We start from the raw sequence: 14547 nt of genomic DNA, 5'->3' as shown, positions 1-14547 counted from the left end.
ATTATAAATTAATGCTTTATGGGTAGTCAATTTGACTGTCGCTGATGTAGTCAATATGACATGATGCATTGTCAAAAAGACTGTGAGGTGCGAATGAGTTTCTCCGTAGAGGTACTGGCGAGGATCGCAATTGAGCTGCAGACCGGGATTGGCCATCAGGATCGTTTTCAGCGCCTGATTTCCACCCTGCGCCACGTGCTGGACTGCGATGCATCGGCGCTGCTGCGCTATGAAGGGCGACAGTTTATTCCGCTGGCGATCGACGGGTTGGCGCAGGATGTACTGGGTCGTCGCTTTACCCTCGAAGGCCACCCGCGGCTGGAGACCATCGCCCGCGCCGGGGACGTGGTGCGCTTCCCGGCCGACAGCGACCTGCCCGATCCCTACGACGGCCTGATCCCCGGTCAGGAGAGCCTGAAAGTCCACGCCTGCATTGGCCTGCCGCTGTTTGCCGGGCAAAACCTGATTGGCGCACTGACCCTCGACGGTCTGTCGCCGGATCAGTTCGATACCTTCAGCAATGAGGAGCTGCGCCTGATTGCCGCCCTGGCCGCCGGGGCGCTGAACAATGCGCTGCTGATTGAACAGCTGGAGAGCCAAAACAGCCTGCCCGCCAGCCCGCCGGCGTTTGAGCAGGTGGCGCACACGGAAATGATCGGCCTGTCGCCGGGCATCATGCAGTTAAAGAAAGAGATTGAAATTGTTGCCGCTTCCGACCTCAACGTGCTGATCGAGGGTGAAACCGGCACCGGCAAAGAGCTGGTGGCGAAATCCATCCACGAGGCTTCGCCACGCGCCGTTAACCCGCTGGTGTACCTGAACTGTGCCGCGCTGCCGGAGAGCGTGGCCGAGAGCGAACTGTTTGGTCACGTTAAAGGGGCGTTTACCGGGGCCATCAGCAACCGCAGCGGCAAGTTTGAAATGGCCGATAACGGCACGCTGTTCCTCGATGAGATTGGCGAGCTGTCGCTGGCGTTACAGGCCAAGCTGCTGCGCGTGCTGCAGTATGGTGATATCCAGCGGGTGGGCGACGACCGCAGCCTGCGGGTTGATGTCCGGGTGCTGGCGGCCACCAACCGCGATCTGCGCGAAGAGGTGCTGGCCGGGAACTTCCGTGCCGATCTGTTCCATCGGCTGAGCGTGTTCCCGCTTTTGGTGCCGCCGCTGCGCGAGCGGGGCGAGGATGTGGTGCTGCTGGCGGGTTATTTCTGCGAGCAGTGCCGGTTACGGATGGGCTTATCCCGGGTAGTGCTTAGCCCGGGTGCCCGCACGCACCTGCTGAGCTACGGCTGGCCGGGCAACGTGCGCGAACTGGAACATGCCATTCATCGCGCCGTGGTGCTGGCGAGAGCCGCACGCGGGGGCAATGAAGTGGTGATCCACGCCCGGCACTTTGCGCTGTACGATGAGAATACGCCTGTGGTGATGCCGGAGACGCCGCTGATGGCGAATCAAAATCTGCGCGAAGCCACGGAAGATTTTCAGCGCCAGATGATCAGCCGGGCGCTGGAGCAGAACAGCCGCAGCTGGGCGGCGAGCGCAAGGGCGCTGGAGACAGACGTTGCCAACCTGCACCGGCTGGCAAAACGTCTGGGGCTGAAGCCTTAAATGATCCCGGCCTGGTAGAAATCCTGCAGGTTAATGGCCCCGCACAGGCGGCCGCTGTCGTCCACCACCGGGGCGGCAGCGATTTTGCGCTTCATCAGCAGCTCTTTGGCTTCTACCGCGCGGCTATCAGCGTTCAGGGTCAGGCCGCCGTGGGTCATCGCACTGCTGACCTTCACCTCCAGCTTGCCGCCACCCACCAGCCAGCGGCGCAGGTCGCCGTCGGTAAAGACGCCTTTGACCTGATGGTCGTCATCGCAGACCGCTACCAGCCCCAGCCCGGTACGGCTCAGCTCCAGCATCGCGTCCATCACGCTGGTATCCAGCTTCACCTGTGGAACCGCGTCGTCGGTGCGCATCAGGTGATGCACCTTGTTCAGCAGGCGTGCGCCCAGCGCGCCTGCCGGATGGGAGCGGGCAAAATCTTCTTCGTTAAAGCCGCGCGCCTGCATCACCGCCATCGCCAGCGCATCGCCCATCATAAGCGTATTGACGGTGCTGGAGGTAGGCGCAAGGTGCATCGGGCAGGCTTCGCGTTCGACCGAAATATCCAGCGTGGCTTTGGCGGCCAGCGCCAGCGGCGAGCGGGATTTGCCGGTCATCGCCAGCAGCGCGACCGACTTTTCCTGCAGGCGCGGGATAATCAGATCCAGCTCTTTCGCCGAGCCAGAGTAGGAGATAAACAGCAGCACGTCGCGGCTCTCAATCATCCCCAGATCGCCGTGCAGCGCTTCGGCCGCATGGACAAAAAAGGCCGGGGTGCCGGTGCTGGCAAGCGTTGCGGCGATTTTTTTGCCGATATGCCCGGACTTACCGATGCCCGCGACAATCACTTTGCCTTCGCACTGAATAATGGTGTTGGCGGCAAGCACAAAATCATCACCCAGACGATCCGGCAGGCGGCTGGCTTCCTGCAGTTCCAGCATCAGGGTTTGCCGGCCTGCGTTGATCAGAAAATCACTCATCTTTCTCTCCGGTTACGATCACGTTGATTCCTTTCTCTTCCAGCGCTGTTTTGAACGCCGGATCGATACCTGCGTCGGTGATCAGCGTATCGACGCTTTCAAGTGCACAGACAATGTTAGGGCTTTTGCGGCCAAACTTCGATGAGTCGGCCATCAGGATCACTTCCCGGGCGGCATTGCACATGGCTTTGCTGACGCTGAAGACCTCGTTGAAGGTGGTGACGCCCGCATTGAGATCGATGCCGTCGGTGCCCATAAACAGGCGGTCAAAGCTGAAATGGTCGAAGGCGTTTTCTGCCAGTTGGCCGTGAAACGACGCGGATTTTTTGCGGAAGGTTCCGCCGGGCATCAGGATGGTCTGTTCGTTGTCGAATTCCGCCAGTGCATTCACGATATGCAGGCTGTTGGTCATCACCGTGATGTTATTAAAGCGGCTCAGCATCGGCACCATCTGCAGCACCGTGCTGCCGGCGTCGAGGATGATTGAATCGCCGTCATGGATAAATTTCACGGCAGCGTCGGCGATCAGCGCTTTCTGGTGAGTATTGATCAGCGTTTTGTGATCGATCGGCGGATCGGCTTCGTCTTTATTCAGCACCACGCCGCCGTAGGTTCGGATCACCGTCCCGGCGTTTTCGAGGATCACCAGATCCTTGCGGATGGTGGTGCCGGTGGTATCAAAGTAGTGGGCCAGATCCTCGACTGAGCACTTTCCCTGCTTTTGCAGATGCTCAAGAATGGCCGCCTGCCGCTGGCGTGGTTTCATAGACGTTGAGTTCCTTACGTTGCGAAATGATAATTTCGCAAGCTTATAACGTTCACAACGAAATTATCCATGTTTCAATTTAAGCGCTAATGATAGTGCATTCTGACAGAGTGAATCATGGGGAAAGATCACACCCGGCTCTAATTCCTGCAGGGGGAGGCCGTTAAGTGCGGCAATTTTCATCGGGCGGGCAAAGACCGTCAGCCCGCGCATCATCAGCGAGTCGCAGACCCGGTTGTTATCATCCAGCGCGATGGCAATCACCACCCGCGGTTTGAAACGCCCGCCGGAACGGCCCACGCCGACGCGACCGCGTTGGCAAAGGGCGTCGAAGGCGCGATTGAAACGGTGGATTTGCCAGCCGCCAAGCACCAGCTGGCACAGCCAGGCGATAACGGCGACGGTGATTAATGTGGTGACCATGTTTGGCTCCTGTGGTTTTGCCGGGCGGCACTGCGCTTGCCCGGCCTACAAGTCAGCGTTTAAGCACGATCAGAACATCACCTGCCCGCCGGTGATATTGATCGACTGGCCAGTGCAGTAAGACGCTTTTGGGCTGGCATAAAACAGCAGCATGTTCAGCACATCCTGATAATCGCAACCGCGCTTGAGCGGTACTTTGTCGATGTAATATTGCTCCACCTGATCCGCTTCAATTCCCAGCTTGCTGGCGTATTGCGGCAGCAGAGACTGGAACATCGGCGATTTCAGCAGATTGCCGAGCATCAGGGAATGCACGGTGATGCCGTACTCGGCCAGGTCCAGCGCCAGGGACTGCGTCAGCCCCACGCCGCCAAATTTCGCTGCGCTGTAGCCAGAGTTATGTTTACTGCCCACCTTGCCGGACTTGGAGTTGATCTGAATGATGCGCCCGGCAATGCCGTCGCGGATCATCAGCCGGGAGAACTCGCGGGCACAGAGGAAATAGCCGACCAGATTCACCTGTAAAGAGCGGTCGAAATCCCCGAGTGCCACGTCGCTGATAAACGCGGCTTTGGCGATCCCGGCGCTGTAGACCAGCAGGTCGACGCGGCCAAAAATCTCATTCACCCCGTGCGACAGCGCCAGCACGCTCTGTTCGCTGGTGGCGTCGGCACCAAAGCCGTATGCCATCCCCTCGCCAAACTCCTGATTGATGACGCTGGCAACCCGAGCGGCTTTTTCGCTTTGAATATCCACGACCGCGACGCGATAACCTTCTGCGGCCAGCCCACGGCAGAGATATTCCCCTAAGGTTTGTCCCCCACCAATGACAACAGCAACCTGATTCATCTTTCTCTCCTTTATTAAGCAACAAATTTCAGGACACAACCGGCCATCACCGCCTGCGGAACCGGCCCGGCGACATGCACGGTGCCCGGATATTCCGCCTCGGTCTGGCCATCAAAACGCAGGGTGATATGCCCCAGCTCGCGCAGGTTTTGCCCGGCGACACTGCCCACGGCTGTCACCGGGTAGCAGGTTTCCCCAAGGGTGAGCTGGCTGCCGGGCAGCAGTTCGCCGTTCAGCTCGCCGTGACAGTGGATAAAGCAAAACTCTTCGATATCCGCAGGCGCGCCCTCGCGAAAGGTAATCAGCATCTGGTCGCAGAGCGCATCCGGGGCGCTCTGGCCGATACGGGTAATGGTGGTCTGGTAAATCACAGTCATCGCAAGCACCTCTTATTGATAAATAAAGCCGGAGACAAACCAGGCGATCAGCACAGTAGGCGCACCCGTCAGGAAACGGCTGACCAGCACCGATGGCACGCCGACGCGCACCGTGTCCTGCCGCGCTTCGGCCAGCGACAGGCCGACCGGGATAAAGTCGCAGGCGGCCTGGGCATTAATGGCGAACAGTGCGGGCAGGGCGAGATGCGCCGGGATATGGCCCAGCCCAATCTGTACCCCGATTAACACGCCGATGACCTGGGCGATCACCGCCCCGGGGCCGAGGAAGGGCGATAGCAGGGGGAAGGAGCAGATCAGCGCCAGCGTCACCAGCCCCAGCGGATGGCTGGCCAGCGGGGCAAGGCCGTGGGCGATCCAGTCGCCAAGCCCCGAGGCCATGATGATGCCGATCAGCGCCGAGACGAATGCCATAAATGGCAGAATGGTTTTCAGCACCGTATCGATGGTGTCGCGCCCGGACTGGAACAGCACCGCCACCGCTGAACCCATCCCCATTCCGACTTTGGCCAGCAGGCCGTCGCTCTGTTCGGTGATTTTCTTGCTGGTGTCGTACTCGCGCGGCGCGCTCTTTTTCACCGGCGTGGCACCGTCCGCCAGGGTGATGTTCTCTTCCCGCACCCCGGAGACGTAAATGTCCTCCAGGATGTACTGCGCCAGCGGCCCGGACTTGCCGGTCGAATGAATATTGACGGTGGGAATGCGTCGCTTAGGGTAAATCCCGCAGCGCAGGGTGCCGCCGCAGTCGATGACCGCCACGCCAATTTCTGCTTCCGGCGGTTCGCCCTCTTTAAAGCCGTCGACCGCTTCCCAGCCGGTGAGCTCGCGCAGCTTGTCGACGATCGCCGGGCGCGTGCCGGCGGTGATATAGACAATCTTTTTGTCGGCGGTGGCGTCCAGTTCCAGCGGGCCGCCCCAGCCACCCGTGCCTTTTTCAATCCGAATGCGCGTCATGCTGCTGCTCCTGCCAGATGGACTTTCTCTTCAAGTTGAATGCCCATTTTCTTTTCGAAAATGGCGGTGGTGAGGTCGGTGACCCAGCCGCGGAAGAAGTTGGTGACCAGCCCAACCAGCAGATAGCTGACCGCCAGTGGACCCAGCGGCAGCCCAAGGGTGGTCAGGCCGCTGGCGATCCCGAGGTAGACGAACAGCTCCCCAGGGTTGATGTGCGGAAACAGGCCGTTCATCGAATGGCAGCTGTATGAGGCCGCAGCGTAGTAGCTCGGCTTGTAGCGCTCGGGCATAAACCGTCCGAGGCTCAGGGTCATCGGGTTACAGAACACAAAGGTGCCGACGAAAGGCAGCAGCAGGTAACGGGACAGTGGATTACCGGCGCAGCGCTGGGCGAATTTTTCGATCCGCTGCTGGCCAATGAAGTTGATCAGCGCATTCATGATCACCAGCAGGCTGATCAGCAGCGGCAGGATCCCGGTGACCATCCCGGTAAAGACCTCGCCACCTTTCTGAAACAGCCCGATAAACCACTCGGCACCGTGGGTAATGGTTTCTATCATTCTTCTCTCCTGTGGATGTGGGGGTACATGTCTGATACACGCTAATAATAATCACTTTGAAAGGTTTTAAAGTGTTAAACAGATCTCACAATGAAAGAAAAATAGATCATTTTGAAAGATTTTGATGCATGGACGTCATCTCTGGCTGAGAAGGCGCTGAATTTGTCTTTGGGCAGCGTAAAGATTTTGCGGGGCAGGTCCGCGCCCCTTCCTTGAGGTGTCCCGGATGCTTTACCATACTTGCCACTTATCGAATTCCCTGGAATGGATGTGCCATGTTCAAGCGTCGTTATGCAGTCTTATTGCCTGCGCTAATTCTGCTTTCAGCCTGCAGCAGTAAACCGAAAACCGAAGCAGCGGCCCAGCAAACCGCGGGTGCGCCTTCCGGCGGCTTCCTGCTGGAACCTCAGCACAATGTGATGCAGATGGGGGGCGACTTTGCCAACAACCCGAATGCAGAGCAGTTCATCGATAAAATGGTGAGCAAACACGGTTTTAATAAGACCCAGCTGCAGGAGATCCTCTCTCAGGCCAAACGTCTGGACTATGTCCTGCGTCTGATGGACCGCCAGGCACCGACCACCCAGCCACCGGCCGGGCCGAACGGCGCGTGGCTGCGCTACCGCCAGCAATTTATTACCCCGGACAACGTGCAAAACGGCGTGGCGTTCTGGAATCAATATCAGGATGCGCTGACCCGCGCGTGGCAGGTGTACGGCGTGCCGCCGGAAATCATCGTCGGGATTATTGGCGTCGAAACCCGCTGGGGCCGGGTGATGGGTAAAACCCGCATTCTTGATGCGCTGGCGACCCTCTCCTTTAACTACCCGCGCCGCGCGGAGTACTTCTCTTCCGAGCTGGAAACCTTCCTGCTGATGGCGCGCGATGAGCAGGACGATCCGCTGGATCTGAAAGGTTCCTTCGCCGGGGCGATGGGCTATGGGCAGTTTATGCCGTCGTCATATAAGGAATACGCGGTCGATTTTAACGGGGACGGACACATCAACCTGTGGGATCCCGAAGATGCGATTGGCAGCGTCGCCAACTATTTCAAAGGCCACGGCTGGAAGAAAGGCGAGCCGGTTGCTATTCAGGCCAATGGCCAGGCAGTCGGGCTGGAAAATGGCTTCAAAACCAAGTACAGCGCGGCGCAGCTGACCGCAGCAGGGTTAACGCCGCAGCAGCCGATCGCCGGTAATCAGCAGGTCAGCCTGTTGCGTCTGGACATTGGTACGGGTTATCAATACTGGTACGGTTTGCCGAACTTTTACACCATCACCCGCTATAACCACAGCACCCACTATGCGATGGCGGTCTGGCAGTTAGGGCTGGCGGTGGCGCAGGCGCAGGCCACATCCCCGTTCAATTAATGGGTTGATTGTGCAGGAAGAAAGGTGAGCGGATGACCTCCGCTCACCTTTTTTACTTTGCGTGCATGCTGGGCTGGTTTTGCGGAAGGGCGCTCGTAAAACTGCAGCCCGATCCTGCCGGTCGTCAGGTAAAGTGTTATCTTGTGCAGCAGGTTCTTTTGGAGCAAAACACGATGACTGACCATGAATTGATGCAGCTGAGTGAAGCGGTGGGGCAGGCGCTCAAACAGCGCGGCGCGACGGTAACCACGGCAGAATCCTGTACCGGCGGCTGGGTGGCGAAAGTCATCACCGATATTGCCGGCAGCTCCGCCTGGTTTGATCGCGGCTTTGTCACCTACAGTAATGAAGCAAAAATGCAGATGATCGCCGTGCGTGAACCGACGTTGATAGAGCATGGCGCAGTGAGCGAACCGGTGGTGGTCGAGATGGCGATTGGCGCGTTGCGTGCCGCCCGTGCGGATTACGCGATTTCGATAAGCGGCATCGCCGGGCCGGACGGCGGCAGTGCACAGAAGCCTGTCGGCACCGTGTGGTTTGGCTTTGCGACGGCGCAGGGAGAGGGGGTCACCCGACGGGAGTGCTTTAGCGGCGACCGTGAAAGCGTGCGTCGGCAGGCGGCCGCCTATGCGTTAAAAACGCTCTGGCAACAATTTCTACAAAAGACTTGATACTGTATGACCATACAGTATAATTGCAGCAACAGAACAGAAATCCACGGTGAAGCACAGTCGCTTCTCCCGGCATGAGAGGAAATAATGGCTATCGACGAAAACAAACAGAAAGCGTTGGCGGCAGCACTGGGCCAGATCGAAAAGCAATTCGGTAAAGGTTCCATCATGCGCCTGGGTGAAGACCGTTCCATGGATGTAGAAACTATCTCCACCGGTTCGCTTTCTCTGGATATTGCACTGGGTGCTGGCGGCCTGCCAATGGGTCGTATCGTAGAGATCTACGGGCCAGAATCCTCCGGTAAAACCACCCTGACGTTACAGGTTGTGGCTGCAGCCCAGCGCGAAGGCAAAACCTGTGCCTTTATCGATGCTGAGCATGCGCTGGATCCGGTCTACGCGCGTAAACTGGGCGTGGATATCGACAACCTGCTGTGTTCTCAGCCGGATACCGGTGAGCAGGCGCTTGAAATCTGTGACGCACTGGCACGCTCTGGCGCAGTAGACGTGATTGTCGTCGACTCCGTTGCCGCATTGACTCCGAAAGCAGAAATCGAAGGCGAAATCGGCGACTCTCACATGGGCCTCGCGGCACGTATGATGAGCCAGGCGATGCGTAAGCTGGCCGGTAACCTGAAGCAGTCCAACACGCTGCTGATCTTCATCAACCAGATCCGTATGAAGATTGGTGTGATGTTTGGTAACCCGGAAACCACCACCGGTGGTAACGCGCTGAAATTCTACGCCTCTGTGCGTCTGGATATCCGCCGTATCGGTGCCGTAAAAGACGGTGACAACGTGGTGGGTAGCGAAACCCGCGTGAAGGTGGTTAAAAACAAAATTGCGGCACCGTTTAAACAGGCTGAATTCCAGATCATGTACGGCGAAGGTATCAACTTCTTCGGTGAACTGGTTGATCTGGGCGTGAAAGAGAAGCTGATTGAAAAAGCGGGTGCCTGGTACAGCTACAACGGTGACAAGATTGGTCAGGGTAAAGCGAACGCAATCTCCTGGCTGAAAGATAACCCGGCTGCAGCAAAAGAGATCGAGAAGAAAGTGCGTGAGCTTCTGCTCACCAATCAGGATGCCAAACCGCAGTTCGCCGTTGACGGCGCAGGCGCGGAAGAAACCAACGAAGATTTCTGATAATCGGATGTAATATACCCTAAATAATTCGAGTTGCAGGAAGGCGGTGACGCAGGGAGTCCCCAGGAGCTTACTCCAGTAAGTGACTGGGGTGAGCGAGGAAAGCCAACGCGCAGGCAACTTGAAGTATGACGGGTATAAACAAGGGTCGCATAATGCGGCCCTTTTTGCTTTTCAACCGTAGCAGGTTTATCTATGAGTGAATCTACAGTACGTCGCCCGGCGTATGCCCGCCTGTTAGATCGCGCAGTACGCATTCTTGCGGTTCGTGACCACAGTGAACAGGAACTTCGCCGCAAACTCGTCGCGCCGGTTATGACTAAAAACGGGCCAGAAGCCATCGACGCTACCGCAGAAGATTATGACCGCGTCATCGCCTGGTGCTATGAGCACAGCTATCTCGATGACACGCGTTTTGTCGCACGCTTTATTGCCAGCCGCAGCCGTAAAGGTTATGGCCCGGCGCGCATCCGTCAGGAGTTAAATCAAAAAGGCATTGCGCGAGAAACCAGCGAAAAAGCGATGCGCGAATGCGACATCGACTGGTGCGAACAGGCGCGGGAGCAGGCGGTGCGTAAGTTTGGTGAGCCGCTGTCGCGCGAGTTTTCAGAAAAAGTTAAAATTCAGCGTTTTTTGCTTTATCGCGGCTATCTGATGGAGGATATTCAGGATATCTGGCGTAATTTTATCGAATGAGCGCATGCGGGATTTTACTTCCCTCACAAGAAAACTTATCTTATTCCCACTTTTTCCAGTAGCTGGTCCGTCCAACAAACGTTGCGTTGCGACTCGCTGTGACATTTCGTTAGCTTGATTTCAGGATAATTATGAGCAAGAGCACCGCTGAGATCCGACAGGCGTTTCTCGATTTTTACCATAGTAAGGGACACCAGGTTGTTGCCAGCAGCTCCCTGGTACCAAATAACGATCCGACTTTACTGTTTACCAACGCCGGGATGAACCAGTTCAAGGATGTTTTCCTTGGTCTCGACAAGCGTAATTATTCCCGCGCGACCACTTCGCAGCGCTGCGTGCGCGCGGGCGGTAAACATAACGATCTGGAAAACGTCGGTTATACCGCACGTCACCACACATTCTTCGAAATGCTGGGCAACTTCAGCTTCGGCGACTATTTCAAAAATGACGCGATACAGTACGCATGGGAACTGCTGACCGGTGAAAACTGGTTCAACCTGCCGAAAGAGCGTCTGTGGGTTACCGTCTACGAAACCGACGATGAAGCCTATGACATCTGGGAAAAAGAAGTAGGTATCCCGCGCGAACGTATTATTCGCATCGGTGATAATAAAGGCGCGCCGTATGCGTCTGACAACTTCTGGCAGATGGGCGACACCGGTCCTTGCGGCCCATGCACCGAAATTTTCTACGATCATGGCGATCACATCTGGGGCGGCCCTCCTGGCAGCGCAGAAGAGGACGGCGATCGTTACATTGAGATCTGGAACATCGTCTTCATGCAGTTCAACCGTCAGATTGACGGCACCATGGAGCCATTGCCGAAGCCATCCGTGGATACCGGCATGGGTCTGGAGCGTATCGCAGCCGTGCTGCAGCACGTGAACTCCAACTACGATATCGACCTGTTCAGCACCCTGATTAAGTCTGTGGCCGAAGTGACTGGCGCGACCGATCTGAGTAACAAATCACTGCGCGTTATTGCCGACCACATCCGTTCCTGTGCGTTCCTGATTGCTGATGGCGTGATCCCGTCGAATGAAAACCGTGGCTACGTGCTGCGTCGCATCATTCGCCGCGCTATCCGTCACGGCAACATGCTGGGCGCACAAGACACCTTCTTCTATAAGCTGGTGGGACCGCTGGTGAGCGTCATGGGCGCAGCCGGTGACGAACTGAAACGCCAGCAGGCGCAGGTTGAGCAGGTTCTGAAAACCGAAGAAGAGCAGTTTGCGCGCACGCTGGAGCGTGGTCTGGCTCTGCTCGACGACGAACTGTCTAAGCTGAAAGGCGACACGCTGGATGGCGAAACCGCTTTCCGCCTGTACGACACCTACGGCTTCCCGGTTGACCTGACGGCTGACGTTTGCCGCGAGCGCAACATCAAAGTTGACGAAGTGGGCTTTGAAGCCGCAATGGAAGAGCAGCGCCGCCGTGCGCGTGAGTCCAGCGGTTTTGGCGCCGACTACAACGCAATGATCCGCGTGGATAGCAGCAGCGAATTCCAGGGCTACGAGCATCTGGAACTGAACGGTAAAGTGACCGCGCTGTTTGTTGACGGCAAAGCTGTAGACAGCATCAGTGCTGGCCAGAATGCGGTCGTGGTTCTGGACAAAACCCCGTTCTACGCAGAGTCCGGTGGTCAGGTAGGCGATAAAGGCGAACTGAAAGGCGCTGACTTCGGCTTTACCGTGACCGACACGCAGAAATACGGTCAGGCGATTGGCCACCTGGGTACGCTGACCTTCGGCGCGCTGAAAGTGGGTGATGGCGTGCAGGCTCTGGTTGACGAAGCTCGCCGTGCGCGTATTCGTCTAAACCACTCCGCGACGCACCTGATGCATGCCGCGCTGCGCCAGGTTCTGGGCACGCACGTTGCGCAGAAAGGCTCGTTGGTGAATGACAAAGTGCTGCGTTTCGACTTCTCGCATACCGAAGCGATGAAACCGACGGAAATCCGCGCGGTGGAAGATCTGGTGAATGCGCAGATCCGTCGTAACCTGCCAATCGAAACCAACATCATGGATCTCGACGCCGCCAGAAATAAAGGCGCGATGGCGCTGTTTGGCGAGAAGTATGACGAACGCGTACGCGTGTTGAGCATGGGTGATTTCTCAACCGAGCTGTGCGGCGGTACGCACGCTGCGCGCACCGGTGACATCGGTCTGTTCCGCATCATTTCCGAATCCGGTACAGCGGCAGGCGTGCGTCGTATCGAAGCGGTCACCGGTGAAGGTGCAATTGCGGTTCTGCATGCGCAGAGCGATCAGCTGCACGATATCGCACAGCTGCTGAAAGGCGACAGTCATAACCTGGGCGAGAAAGTACGCAGCGTTATGGAGCGTACTCGTCAGCTTGAGAAAGAGCTGCAGCAACTGAAAGAGCAGGCAGCTGTTGCAGAGAGCGCTAACCTCTCCAGCAAAGCGATTGAGATCAACGGCATCAAGCTGCTGGTAAGTGAACTGGCAGGCGTTGAGCCGAAAATGCTTCGTACTATGGTCGACGATCTGAAGAACCAGCTCGGTTCAACGGTTATCGTTCTGGCAACGGTAGCGGAAGGTAAGGTTTCTCTGATTGCGGGCGTATCTAAGGACGTGATCGACCGTGTTAAAGCAGGGGAACTGATTGGTATGGTCGCTCAGCAAGTGGGCGGTAAAGGAGGCGGTCGTCCGGACATGGCGCAAGCCGGTGGTACCGATGCGGCAGCCCTCCCGGCAGCATTAGCCAGTGTAGAAGACTGGGTAAGATCTAAACTGTAAAAACTACAAAGCGTACACAGGCGCCATGACGTTTTCGTTGTGGCGCACTGCGCTATCGATAATGATAAAGTCAGGTTGAGTTTGTGTATATCGGCTAAACTTACGTTTAACAGAATGTAATGCCGTGACTGCCTACACATTACGTGTTTGTCATCGCTTACTTTTTGGCGTTATATGATGGATAATGCCGGGATACAAGAGACCCGACTCTTTTAATCTTTCAAGGAGCAAAGAATGCTGATTCTGACTCGTCGAGTTGGTGAGACCCTCATGATTGGGGATGAGGTCACCGTGACAGTTTTAGGGGTGAAGGGCAACCAGGTACGTATTGGTGTGAACGCCCCTAAAGAAGTCTCTGTTCATCGTGAAGAGATCTACCAGCGTATCCAGGCTGAAAAATCCCAGCAGTCCAGTTACTGATATTATCGCGTCTCGCTGTCTGGCGAGACGCAACCCACTCGCTATACTTCCTATCAAAAGTTACCGTTCGATTTCAACTGCTCCCTTTTTAACCTCTCAGCATCGGCTATCTCTGGCTGACATCCTCTTTATACCTGCACATTATTGCTATCAGGGCTGAAAAATACGCTTATAAAACACTCTGTTTGTGGCTTTTACATGCAATTTGCCTGCGATTTGTGCAAACGAAAAAAGAGTATGGAAAAAGGTTTGACTTATAAGTCCCAGAAAGTAATATATGCGCCACGCAGCGACGAGAAGCTCTTAACGAGCAACTCGAAGCACTCGAAAGAGGCGTTGTGTGGTGAGGTGGCCGAGAGGCTGAAGGCGCTCCCCTGCTAAGGGAGTATGCGGTCAAAAGCTGCATCCGGGGTTCGAATCCCCGCCTCACCGCCATTTTGCATCCGTAGCTCAGCTGGATAGAGTACTCGGCTACGAACCGAGCGGTCGGAGGTTCGAATCCTCCCGGATGCACCATCATTTACTTCCTGTCGTTTTCGAAACGGGACGAAGTATCAGCAGTACAGCAGTAAATCCCGATGCATCCGTAGCTCAGCTGGATAGAGTACTCGGCTACGAACCGAGCGGTCGGAGGTTCGAATCCTCCCGGATGCACCATATTCTCCGAGATAACAGCTAAACTGTTGTTTCATGGTCTGCGAGACAATCGCAAGCACCAGGGAGGATAACGTTGCGTGAGCAACGGCCCGAAGGGTGAGGCGCAGCCGAGTAATCCTCCCGGATGCACCATCTTTTACTTCGTGTGGCTTTTAAAGCGGCATGTCGTATCAGCAGTACCAGTAGTAAATCCCGATGCATCCGTAGCTCAGCTGGATAGAGTACTCGGCTACGAACCGAGCGGTCGGAGGTTCGAATCCTCCCGGATGCACCATATTCTCCGAGATAGCAGCCAGACTGTTGTTTCATGG

At 56.5% G+C, this 14547-nt stretch carries 14 protein-coding genes and 4 tRNA genes; 11 read left to right on the top strand and 7 right to left on the bottom strand.

Annotated elements, in window-relative coordinates; genetic code table 11:
- Nucleotides 1-93: 93 nt before the first annotated feature.
- A complete protein-coding gene (norR, locus tag M8013_RS06895) occupies nt 94-1608 on the top strand; it encodes a nitric oxide reductase transcriptional regulator NorR (protein ID WP_271267058.1) in 1515 nt (504 codons plus the stop codon).
- On the opposite strand, the gene gutQ is transcribed toward norR, so the two are convergent.
- The 7 genes from gutQ to srlA form a co-directional block, all read right to left on the bottom strand.
- A complete protein-coding gene (gutQ, locus tag M8013_RS06890) occupies nt 1605-2570 on the bottom strand; it encodes an arabinose-5-phosphate isomerase GutQ (RefSeq protein WP_271267057.1) in 966 nt (321 codons plus the stop codon). The genes norR and gutQ overlap by 4 nt on opposite strands.
- Nucleotides 2563-3336, bottom strand: coding sequence for a glucitol operon DNA-binding transcriptional repressor SrlR (gene srlR / locus M8013_RS06885; RefSeq protein ID WP_271267056.1), 774 nt, complete (start codon nt 3334-3336; stop codon nt 2563-2565). The genes gutQ and srlR overlap by 8 nt, the downstream gene beginning before the upstream one ends.
- 63 nt (nt 3337-3399) lie before the next feature.
- A complete protein-coding gene (gene gutM / locus M8013_RS06880; RefSeq protein WP_271267055.1) occupies nt 3400-3759 on the bottom strand; it encodes a transcriptional regulator GutM in 360 nt (119 codons plus the stop codon).
- Between the two features lie 69 nt (nt 3760-3828).
- Nucleotides 3829-4608, bottom strand: a complete 780-nt coding sequence (gene srlD, locus M8013_RS06875; protein WP_271267054.1) for a sorbitol-6-phosphate dehydrogenase — start codon at nt 4606-4608, stop codon at nt 3829-3831.
- A gap of 14 nt (nt 4609-4622) precedes the next feature.
- Complete coding sequence (gene srlB, locus M8013_RS06870; RefSeq protein WP_271267053.1) at nt 4623-4985, bottom strand: PTS glucitol/sorbitol transporter subunit IIA; 363 nt, start codon at nt 4983-4985, stop codon at nt 4623-4625.
- A 12-nt stretch (nt 4986-4997) separates the two neighbouring features.
- On the bottom strand, nt 4998-5957 hold the full coding sequence (gene srlE, locus M8013_RS06865; protein ID WP_271267052.1) for a PTS glucitol/sorbitol transporter subunit IIB: 960 nt from the start codon (nt 5955-5957) through the stop codon (nt 4998-5000).
- Entirely contained in the window at nt 5954-6517 is a 564-nt protein-coding gene (gene srlA, locus M8013_RS06860) for a PTS glucitol/sorbitol transporter subunit IIC (RefSeq protein WP_271267051.1), read from the bottom strand. Before srlA ends, srlE begins: the two co-directional genes overlap by 4 nt.
- Nucleotides 6518-6792: 275 nt before the next feature.
- On the opposite strand from srlA, the gene mltB reads away from it, so the two are divergent.
- The 10 genes from mltB (at nt 6793) to M8013_RS06810 (ending at nt 14510) form a co-directional block, all read left to right on the top strand.
- The gene (gene mltB / locus M8013_RS06855; RefSeq protein ID WP_271267050.1) at nt 6793-7887 is read left to right on the top strand and encodes a lytic murein transglycosylase B; all 1095 of its coding nucleotides are present in this window, start codon (nt 6793-6795) and stop codon (nt 7885-7887) included.
- A gap of 173 nt (nt 7888-8060) precedes the next feature.
- Entirely contained in the window at nt 8061-8558 is a 498-nt protein-coding gene (gene pncC, locus M8013_RS06850) for a nicotinamide-nucleotide amidase (protein ID WP_271267049.1), read from the top strand.
- An 87-nt stretch (nt 8559-8645) separates the two neighbouring features.
- The gene (gene recA / locus M8013_RS06845) at nt 8646-9704 is read left to right on the top strand and encodes a recombinase RecA (protein WP_271267048.1); all 1059 of its coding nucleotides are present in this window, start codon (nt 8646-8648) and stop codon (nt 9702-9704) included.
- Nucleotides 9705-9899: 195 nt separating this feature from the next.
- Complete coding sequence (recX, locus tag M8013_RS06840; protein WP_271267047.1) at nt 9900-10400, top strand: recombination regulator RecX; 501 nt, start codon at nt 9900-9902, stop codon at nt 10398-10400.
- A 131-nt stretch (nt 10401-10531) separates the two neighbouring features.
- Nucleotides 10532-13159, top strand: a complete 2628-nt coding sequence (gene alaS, locus M8013_RS06835) for an alanine--tRNA ligase (protein WP_271267046.1) — start codon at nt 10532-10534, stop codon at nt 13157-13159.
- Between the two features lie 234 nt (nt 13160-13393).
- Nucleotides 13394-13579, top strand: a complete 186-nt coding sequence (csrA, locus tag M8013_RS06830; RefSeq protein ID WP_000906486.1) for a carbon storage regulator CsrA — start codon at nt 13394-13396, stop codon at nt 13577-13579.
- Between the two features lie 342 nt (nt 13580-13921).
- Nucleotides 13922-14014 (top strand) — tRNA-Ser (locus M8013_RS06825).
- A gap of 4 nt (nt 14015-14018) precedes the next feature.
- Nucleotides 14019-14095: transfer RNA gene (locus tag M8013_RS06820), tRNA-Arg, on the top strand.
- A 64-nt stretch (nt 14096-14159) separates the two neighbouring features.
- Nucleotides 14160-14236 (top strand) — tRNA-Arg (locus M8013_RS06815).
- Nucleotides 14237-14433: 197 nt separating this feature from the next.
- A tRNA-Arg gene (locus M8013_RS06810) sits at nt 14434-14510 on the top strand.
- Nucleotides 14511-14547: the final 37 nt, after the last annotated feature.

This window comes from Silvania confinis (assembly GCF_025564085.1).
GTDB classification, from domain to species: domain Bacteria; phylum Pseudomonadota; class Gammaproteobacteria; order Enterobacterales; family Enterobacteriaceae; genus Enterobacter; species Enterobacter confinis.
The sequence above is the reverse complement of the archived record's forward strand: the minus strand, read 5'-3'. Positions and strand labels throughout refer to the sequence as shown.

Bases quoted from the DNA above. Each gene is read 5' to 3' on its own strand.
- alaS (WP_271267046.1), top strand. From the start codon at position 10,532: ATGAGCAAGAGCACCGCTGAGATCCGACAGGCGTTTCTCGATTTTTAC.
- csrA (WP_000906486.1), top strand. From the start codon at position 13,394: ATGCTGATTCTGACTCGTCGAGTTGGTGAGACCCTCATGATTGGGGAT.
- srlB (WP_271267053.1), bottom strand. From the start codon at position 4,985: ATGACTGTGATTTACCAGACCACCATTACCCGTATCGGCCAGAGCGCC.
- srlD (WP_271267054.1), bottom strand. From the start codon at position 4,608: ATGAATCAGGTTGCTGTTGTCATTGGTGGGGGACAAACCTTAGGGGAA.
- pncC (WP_271267049.1), top strand. From the start codon at position 8,061: ATGACTGACCATGAATTGATGCAGCTGAGTGAAGCGGTGGGGCAGGCG.
- gutM (WP_271267055.1), bottom strand. From the start codon at position 3,759: ATGGTCACCACATTAATCACCGTCGCCGTTATCGCCTGGCTGTGCCAG.
- srlA (WP_271267051.1), bottom strand. From the start codon at position 6,517: ATGATAGAAACCATTACCCACGGTGCCGAGTGGTTTATCGGGCTGTTT.
- recA (WP_271267048.1), top strand. From the start codon at position 8,646: ATGGCTATCGACGAAAACAAACAGAAAGCGTTGGCGGCAGCACTGGGC.
- norR (WP_271267058.1), top strand. From the start codon at position 94: ATGAGTTTCTCCGTAGAGGTACTGGCGAGGATCGCAATTGAGCTGCAG.
- srlE (WP_271267052.1), bottom strand. From the start codon at position 5,957: ATGACGCGCATTCGGATTGAAAAAGGCACGGGTGGCTGGGGCGGCCCG.
- gutQ (WP_271267057.1), bottom strand. From the start codon at position 2,570: ATGAGTGATTTTCTGATCAACGCAGGCCGGCAAACCCTGATGCTGGAA.
- mltB (WP_271267050.1), top strand. From the start codon at position 6,793: ATGTTCAAGCGTCGTTATGCAGTCTTATTGCCTGCGCTAATTCTGCTT.
- srlR (WP_271267056.1), bottom strand. From the start codon at position 3,336: ATGAAACCACGCCAGCGGCAGGCGGCCATTCTTGAGCATCTGCAAAAG.
- recX (WP_271267047.1), top strand. From the start codon at position 9,900: ATGAGTGAATCTACAGTACGTCGCCCGGCGTATGCCCGCCTGTTAGAT.